Origin of the sequence: Candidatus Cyanaurora vandensis, assembly GCF_013285555.1 — a bacterium.
In the GTDB taxonomy this organism is placed as follows: Bacteria; Cyanobacteriota; Cyanobacteriia; order Gloeobacterales; family Anthocerotibacteraceae; genus Cyanaurora; species Cyanaurora vandensis.
The window spans coordinates 21,727-28,369 of sequence record NZ_JAAXLT010000050.1 but is presented as its reverse complement, the minus strand read 5'-3'; the positions used below and the strand labels follow the sequence as shown (position 1 = coordinate 28,369).

The window sequence follows — 6,643 nt, the reverse complement described above, 5'->3', positions numbered from 1 at the left end:
TTATCCCCACCGCCCAAGTCGGCAGTGTGGGCGGCGGCGGACGCTATGACGGCCTAATTAGCACCCTCTCCGGCGGACGTGTAGACCTCCCCGCCGCCGGGACCTCCCTGGGTCTCGACCGTCTCCTCACCGCCATGGAGAACCTAGGTCTCACCACCGCCAAAACCCAATCCCAAAAAATACTCGTCACCCACTTCAGCGAACCCACACTCCGCGCCCTGAGTCTAAGATTCACCCGCGAACTCCGCCAAGCCGGACTCGCCGTCGAGATCTACTACGGCGACAACCCCTTCAGCCCCAACGAACTACGCCGCCAACTTAGTTACGCCGAAAAAAAAGCCATGACCCACGCCCTCATCATCGCCCCCGACGAAGCCACCCAAGGCCAAGTCGCCCTCAAAAACCTCACCCAACGCCAGCAATTAACGCTGACATTTGACCAAGTGGTACCGCATCTGGTTTAAGGCAGAAGAGGCCCCTCCGCCCCACTCGTGGGGGACCAAGGCAAAAGAGCAAAGGAAGAGAGTCGGCTAAAGGGCGGGGTGTGGTAGGAAGTTCAACTATTTAAATAGCAATTGAACCGGATAAGTTTCTCTCTCGCTCTTGTGGAGAGCTTTAGTTACACAGGGGTCGTGCGCGGCCTCCACGGGTCGGAGGGAGCGCGAGGGCGGAACGAGAGCGGGTTCCTGTCCTCGTAGGCTGTTGGGGGTGTTGGATGTTGAAAGCAACGCACATAGACAACCCTCACCGCTAACCCCGAGTTCAGCCCTAAGACAGTCCTAGCACCTTACAAAATCGCGTTAGTAAGTAGTGGAAACCAAGTAGGAGTTCCCATGAAAATTGCATCCTGGATGACGGCATTGCTAGTGGCGGTGGCGATGAACAGTCCGCTACTGGCACAACAAGAAGGTACGGGCGGAGCGCGGGGGACCGGGTCTGGCACCGGACGCGGCACCGTCAAAGGTCAAGGCACCGCCACCGGCCGGGGCGTAGTCCTCTACTGTGATGAGAACGGCAAAATCCGCTCCCGGCGCGGTACCGGCTCCGTCGAGGGCCGTGGTGTTGCTGTAGGCCGGGGCACTGTCACGGGTGAAGGTTCCGCCATGGGCACCGGTCAAGTCGCTGGGGAAGGGGATGCCGCCGGTGAAGAACAGATGGTCGGTCCTGATATGCGAGTCGGTCAGTTGCTCAACTGCAACTAAGCCAGCTATGGGGATTGGGCCAACGTCCAGTCCCCGGCTTGACCAAGTATCTGGAAACGATAACCCCGCTGGTCTAAAGTCTGGCGCGTTTGTGGACCTAACCACCACCGACCCGGCTGGATTTGGTCAGGCTCAAGGAGCCATCCCGGTTGAGGCGTATAAAAAGCCAGGGCAAATTCCTCCGTCCCCTCTCGTACTAAATCCACTGGGCCCGTAATTCCTTCAGGCCATTGTTTGGAGAACTGTTTAAACGCAGAGTTATAGTTACCTACCTCCGTTAGGAGTATGACTGCCAACAACGTTGCCAAGGGACCCAGTAACAGGGTGGCGACCCAGAGACTCTGCCAGTTCCAAAACCAACGTTGCCAGACCCAGACCACAAGCGGCAAGCACCACATCCCGCCCAGCACCAACCCCAAGGGCCAGTAGGGAGCCGCTTCTAGCCAACGTTGCGGGGTGACATAGAGAATGAGAGCTACGCCCAAACACCCCAACGCGACCAGTCCTAACCCCAGAGAGATTAGCCGTAGACTCATCATGTTGCGCCGCAATGTATCAGATTGGGTCAAGTAATCCAGATAGGCAGCAGCTAGTAAAGCTACCCAAGGAGCTAGGGGCAGCAAATCCTCGGGAACTTTATTGCCTTTAATTTGAAGTAAGAGAAAAATGAGCGCGGGATAACTCCAAAGGACCAAAAAGCGGTTTGGATTAGCTTGAATCAGGACAATAAGCCCACCCAAGGCAAAGAAAGCCCAGGGGAAAGTATATAAGGGCAAGGTCCAGAAATAATACAACGGGTCCGCCCCCCCGGTCGGCATCAGCCAAGCCTCATAGACCACCGGGCCATAACCTTGATAAGCCGCCCACAGCCACAGCCCAAACATCCACAAACCCAGACCCAAGCCCAAATAGAGGTAGGGGTTTTGCAACAATTGATGACGACGGTTGTGGAGCCAGAGATAGGGCAGGACCGCCACCACCGCCACCAGCACCCAGACCCCCTTGAGCAGTAACCCCAGCCCCACGGTCAACCCCCAACCCAGGGCCACCAAGCGCAGACCCTGTTTCCCGGCCTGGACTAAGCACCCCAGCCCGACCAGCATCAAACTGGTGAAGACCATATCCGGTCCCGCCACCCGCCCGCCGCTGAACCAGAGGACCATTTCACACAAAATCAAAGCTCCCCAAAAAGCCACTCGGTTCGTGAGCCATTCGCGCCCCAACCAGAAGGTCAATTGCACCGTAAGCAATCCCGCCAACCAACTGGTAGCCCGCACACTCCCCTCGTGGATACCGCCGACTTGGTAGCTCAGTTCAATTAGCCAGAGGAGGAGGGGCGGTTGGGCAAAAACAGGACTCCCCAGCAACATCGGCACAAGCCATTGCCCCGAAGCCAACATCTCACGCGCCATCTGTCCGTAATAGCCCTCAATCCCCAGCAGACTCGACTCACTGCGCTGGACCAGTAACAATAGCCCACTCAGGACCCCCAGCAAACCACTGCTGAGGAGGGGATGAATCGTTTCCGGTTTAGAGAGAGACACGAGCTTCACCTTGGGATGACCATATCCTACAACTTGAGCCGCGCCCCGCCGCTGCCATCAGCTTGAACCAGCCGCCAACCGCGCACTGTCGTAATTTGCCGAAAAGATGAGGGGACAAGAAGACCAGGGCTGACCCAGGCATAACTTGCGGGCGGGAGAGCCATGCAGTCCGGGTACCGTTTACCCCAACTGGGACTATAGAAACTCAGTAGAATCCAGGTCTTGTGGTCCTCCCCGCTCACCGGGTCAGCGACTACCATTTGCACCGGATGGGTCTGCAAAATCTGGCTGACCTCAGGCTGCGCGGTCGCTGTCCGCACATCGGGGCTGTAATTCCCCAGCCCCCCCGTCGCACCAGCTAGAGCTAGGCTCAACCAGGGACCGAGCAGGAGACTTCCCAACCACCACCGAGGATTGGCGCGAATAAGTCCTAGCCACCCGAAAAACAGCCAGCTTAACCCCAGCACCAACGCCAAGAACCCATAGCGCGTATCCTCACCGATTTCCAGCCAGGGACTCAGCAAGAGTAAACTGCCCCCGACTAAGACCATCCCCAACCCACCAAACCCATAACTTAGGGCCACGGGTAACCAAGTTTTACGTCGATCCGCCAGATGTACCAAGGCCACCCCCGCCAGTAGAGCCAAGAAGGGATGGAGTTGCAGCGCATAGTACTGGGTCCGCGTCGGAAAAAGTGTGAGCGCGACAAACAGGATGACCGGATAGCCCAACAGCAACCACCGCCGCGTCAGAGTCCGGTCTTGGCTGACCCAGTACGTACCCAGGAGCGCGAAAAAAGGCCAGGGAAAGGCGTTGGCGGGGATATTCCAGAGGTAATAAAAAGGTCCGACGTTATGATAATCCCCCGTACTCGTCAGCTTAACCATGCCAAAGAGTTGCTCAAAGGGAGCCATCCCGTGCCGCGCTTCTAATTGCCAAAACCAAACGGCTACCAGACTTAAACCAGCACCCAGCCCTAGATACAGTCCGGGGTTCAAGAGATGTTTGCGGATGACTAAGTAGGGTACTAAAGCCAGGGCCGGTAAAAAAACCATCACCCCCTTGACCAAGAAACCCACGCCCACCAGCGAACCCGCTAGAGTTAACCAACTCACCCGCCAGTCAGGGTATTGCTCGGCTTGAAGAATCGCCCAAATTGCGAGTAATTCAACGGCAACTAGGGGTAAATCCTGGGTGGCTAACTGTCCGTACTGGACCCATAAAAATCCCACCGTGAGGACCATCGCCCCCCACCAAGCCGCTGTCCGATTGAGCAAAATACAGCCAATTTCATAGGTCAACAACACACTTAAAATACAGGCCAAAAAGCTGGGTAAACGCGCCGAACCCAGACTGATCCCAAACCCGCTGTAGGCCAAAGCAATCAACCAATGCAGCCCAGAGGTCTTGTCGTAGACCATCGCCCCCCACCAATGCGGGGTTAGCCAGTCACCAGACTTGACGAGCCCTTGGGCCAGGGTTGCATACCAGCCCTCATCATGGGCCATCGGACTCGTCTGGACCGCACTGCACAGTAACAACAGGGCCATACTCACCACCAGCCAGAGCCGGGGCCAAGCAGGGGGAGCGGAAAGTGGAAGCGGCGGGGTCATACTGGGGATCACGGTGGGATGCGCGGAGCGGGATTGTGTCCCGGCGGTGAATTTCGAGAAAATTCAGCTTGCATCTAAGAAGAAACCATACAATAAAAAGAGAACGCTCTGGTGTTCCGGCACAGCCCCTGAGGATGCTTCATGCTCTTTTCACTTATGTACTTTGCGGCCTTCACTATTCTCGCCTACTTAGCGGTTAGGAGCATGTTCACGAACATGCAGAGTATTAACCGTATTACTGAGAAGCAATCAAGGGTCCAAGTGCCCCACCCCGAGTTGCTTGACAGCATGGGCCGCCCGGTCAGTGAGCCCCTCTTGTTTGTGAACTTTGTTGAGTCCAACGCCAATGAATCGCCCGATGAAGTCCGCAGGCGACTTGAAGAGATCTACAACAAATCCAAAGATGCCCCCGAACGCTAAACGGGTATGGTAAGCTAAGAAGCTAAGAATTTTATGGGAATCACCATGAATGTCAAACTCGTCTTAAAGCAAGACGTAGAGCATTTAGGGCGCAAGGGTGCCTTAGTTGAAGTGGCACCGGGCTACGCACGGAATTACCTATTGCCCCGTGGGTTGGCGGAACGGGCCACCACTGGGTTGGTCAAATTGATGGAACAACGCCGGGTCAAGGAGCGCGAAGCCCAAGCTAAGCTCCGCCAGACGTCCCTGGACACCGCCCGCGTGCTCGAAGGCATCCCGCAGTACGTGATCCAAAAACAAGTTGGTGAGACTGGGCAACTATTCGGTTCGGTGACGGCCCAAGATATTGCCGATGCTGTCCAGAATATTGTCGGCTTCTCGATTGACCGCCGTGAACTGGCGATGCCAGAAGAAGATATCCGCAATCTGGGGACCTACATCGTGCGGCTTAAACTCTTCACTGATATCGCAGCGGACCTCACGATTGAAGTAATCTCTACGTAACGTGGCTCTATGTGTGCGGTGGATGTTGACCTAGGGCTAGATGACCGGACCCCGCCGCACAGTCTTGATGCCGAGGAAGCGATCCTCGGCGGCTTGATGATTGACCCAGAAGCGATTACACGGGTCTCGGAACATTTACGTCCTGAGATGTTTTACGTGCCCTCGCACCAGGAGATTTTCCGGGGTTCGTTACAGTTACATCAACAGCAGGTTCCGACGGATATTCTCAATCTATCGACTTATTTACAAGATAATAAAGTCTTGGAACGGATTGGCGGGACGCCCTATTTAAGGCGGTTACTGGAATCCACGGTTAACGCCGTCAATGTAGACCAATATGCGCGAATTGTTCAGGACAAATATATCCGCCGCCAACTGATCCGGGCAGGGCAACAGGCTTCTGCCTTGGGCTACGACACCACCACGGAAGTGGCGAAACTGTTGGATAAAGGTGAACAGTTAATTTTTGAAGTGACTCAGGGGCGGATTCAACGCTCTTTGGTTCCGGTCTCCGAAGTATTGATGGACCTGTTTGCCCAACTGGAGGCCCGCCATGAACAGGGAGCCGAGTTTGCTGGATTGCCCAGTGACTTCTATGACCTAGACGCGATTACCCAGGGCTTCCAGCCCTCGGACTTGATTATTGTGGCGGCGCGGCCTGCTATGGGCAAGACCGCTTTTTGTCTGTCCATTGGCTATAACATTGCCAGTTTGTGTAACTTGCCCGTGATTTGTTTCAGTCTAGAGATGTCGAAAGAACAATTGGTCCAACGCTTACTCTGCTCAGAGGCGGGAGTGGATAGTCACCGTCTGCGCTCCGGGAGTATCAGTGAACTGGAATGGCAGAAGCTCGGTCAGGCCATGGGTAAGATTGCCAATGTCTCGCTCTACATTGATGATTCACCCAGTATCACTTTGACCGAAATGCGCTCCAAGGCCCGCCGTCTGAAAGCTGAACAGGGCGGACGGTTGGGCATGGTTTTGATTGATTACTTGCAACTGATGGAGGGCGGCGGGGATAACCGGGTCCAGGAAATTGCCCAAATTACCCGTGGCCTCAAGGCGATGGCCCGTGAGCTACAGATCCCGGTCCTCGCACTGTCCCAACTCTCCCGTGGGGTTGAGGCACGGCAGAATAAACGGCCCATGCTTGCTGACCTGCGTGAAAGTGGGAGTATTGAACAGGATGCTGATATCGTGATCATGCTCTACCGTGACGAATACTATAATCCCGAGACTGTGGATAAAGGGATTGCCGAGGTCATTATTGCCAAGCACCGGAATGGACCCGTGGGGACGGTGAAGTTACTATTCCAAAATCAGTTCACCCGCTTCAAAAACCTGCAAAAAGATGTCTAGG

7 protein-coding genes are annotated in these 6,643 nt (G+C 55.4%); 5 read left to right on the top strand and 2 right to left on the bottom strand.

Annotated elements, in window-relative coordinates:
- Both HFM78_RS03080 and HFM78_RS03075 read left to right on the top strand, forming a co-directional pair.
- The coding region (locus HFM78_RS03080; RefSeq protein WP_287127952.1) for a His/Gly/Thr/Pro-type tRNA ligase C-terminal domain-containing protein at window positions 1–464 on the top strand (464 nt) is incomplete at its 5' end.
- Between the two features lie 369 nt (window positions 465–833).
- Entirely contained in the window at window positions 834–1,202 is a 369-nt protein-coding gene (locus HFM78_RS03075) for a hypothetical protein (RefSeq protein ID WP_287127951.1), read from the top strand.
- A 5-nt stretch (window positions 1,203–1,207) separates the two neighbouring features.
- Here HFM78_RS03075 and HFM78_RS03070 read toward each other — a convergent pair whose 3' ends face one another.
- On the bottom strand, window positions 1,208–2,746 hold the full coding sequence (locus tag HFM78_RS03070) for a glycosyltransferase family 39 protein (RefSeq protein ID WP_287127950.1): 1,539 nt from the start codon (window positions 2,744–2,746) through the stop codon (window positions 1,208–1,210).
- Window positions 2,747–2,772: 26 nt separating this feature from the next.
- Window positions 2,773–4,359: a glycosyltransferase family 39 protein gene (locus HFM78_RS03065; protein ID WP_287127949.1), complete on the bottom strand. Its 1,587-nt coding sequence runs from the start codon at window positions 4,357–4,359 to the stop codon at window positions 2,773–2,775.
- A gap of 141 nt (window positions 4,360–4,500) precedes the next feature.
- Here HFM78_RS03065 and HFM78_RS03060 point away from each other — a divergent pair, with 141 nt between their 5' ends.
- From HFM78_RS03060 to dnaB, 3 genes are read left to right on the top strand one after another with little or no spacing between them, the layout of a single operon-like run.
- Window positions 4,501–4,779 (top strand): DUF2973 domain-containing protein, encoded by a 279-nt coding sequence (locus HFM78_RS03060; protein ID WP_287127948.1) that lies wholly within the window; start codon window positions 4,501–4,503, stop codon window positions 4,777–4,779.
- 45 nt (window positions 4,780–4,824) lie between these two features.
- Window positions 4,825–5,283 carry a 50S ribosomal protein L9 gene (gene rplI, locus HFM78_RS03055; RefSeq protein WP_287127947.1) on the top strand — a complete coding sequence of 153 codons (459 nt, stop codon included), beginning with the start codon at window positions 4,825–4,827 and terminating at the stop codon, window positions 5,281–5,283.
- An 18-nt stretch (window positions 5,284–5,301) separates the two neighbouring features.
- Window positions 5,302–6,642, top strand: a complete 1,341-nt coding sequence (gene dnaB / locus HFM78_RS03050; protein ID WP_396033616.1) for a replicative DNA helicase — start codon at window positions 5,302–5,304, stop codon at window positions 6,640–6,642.
- Window position 6,643 lies beyond the last annotated feature (1 nt).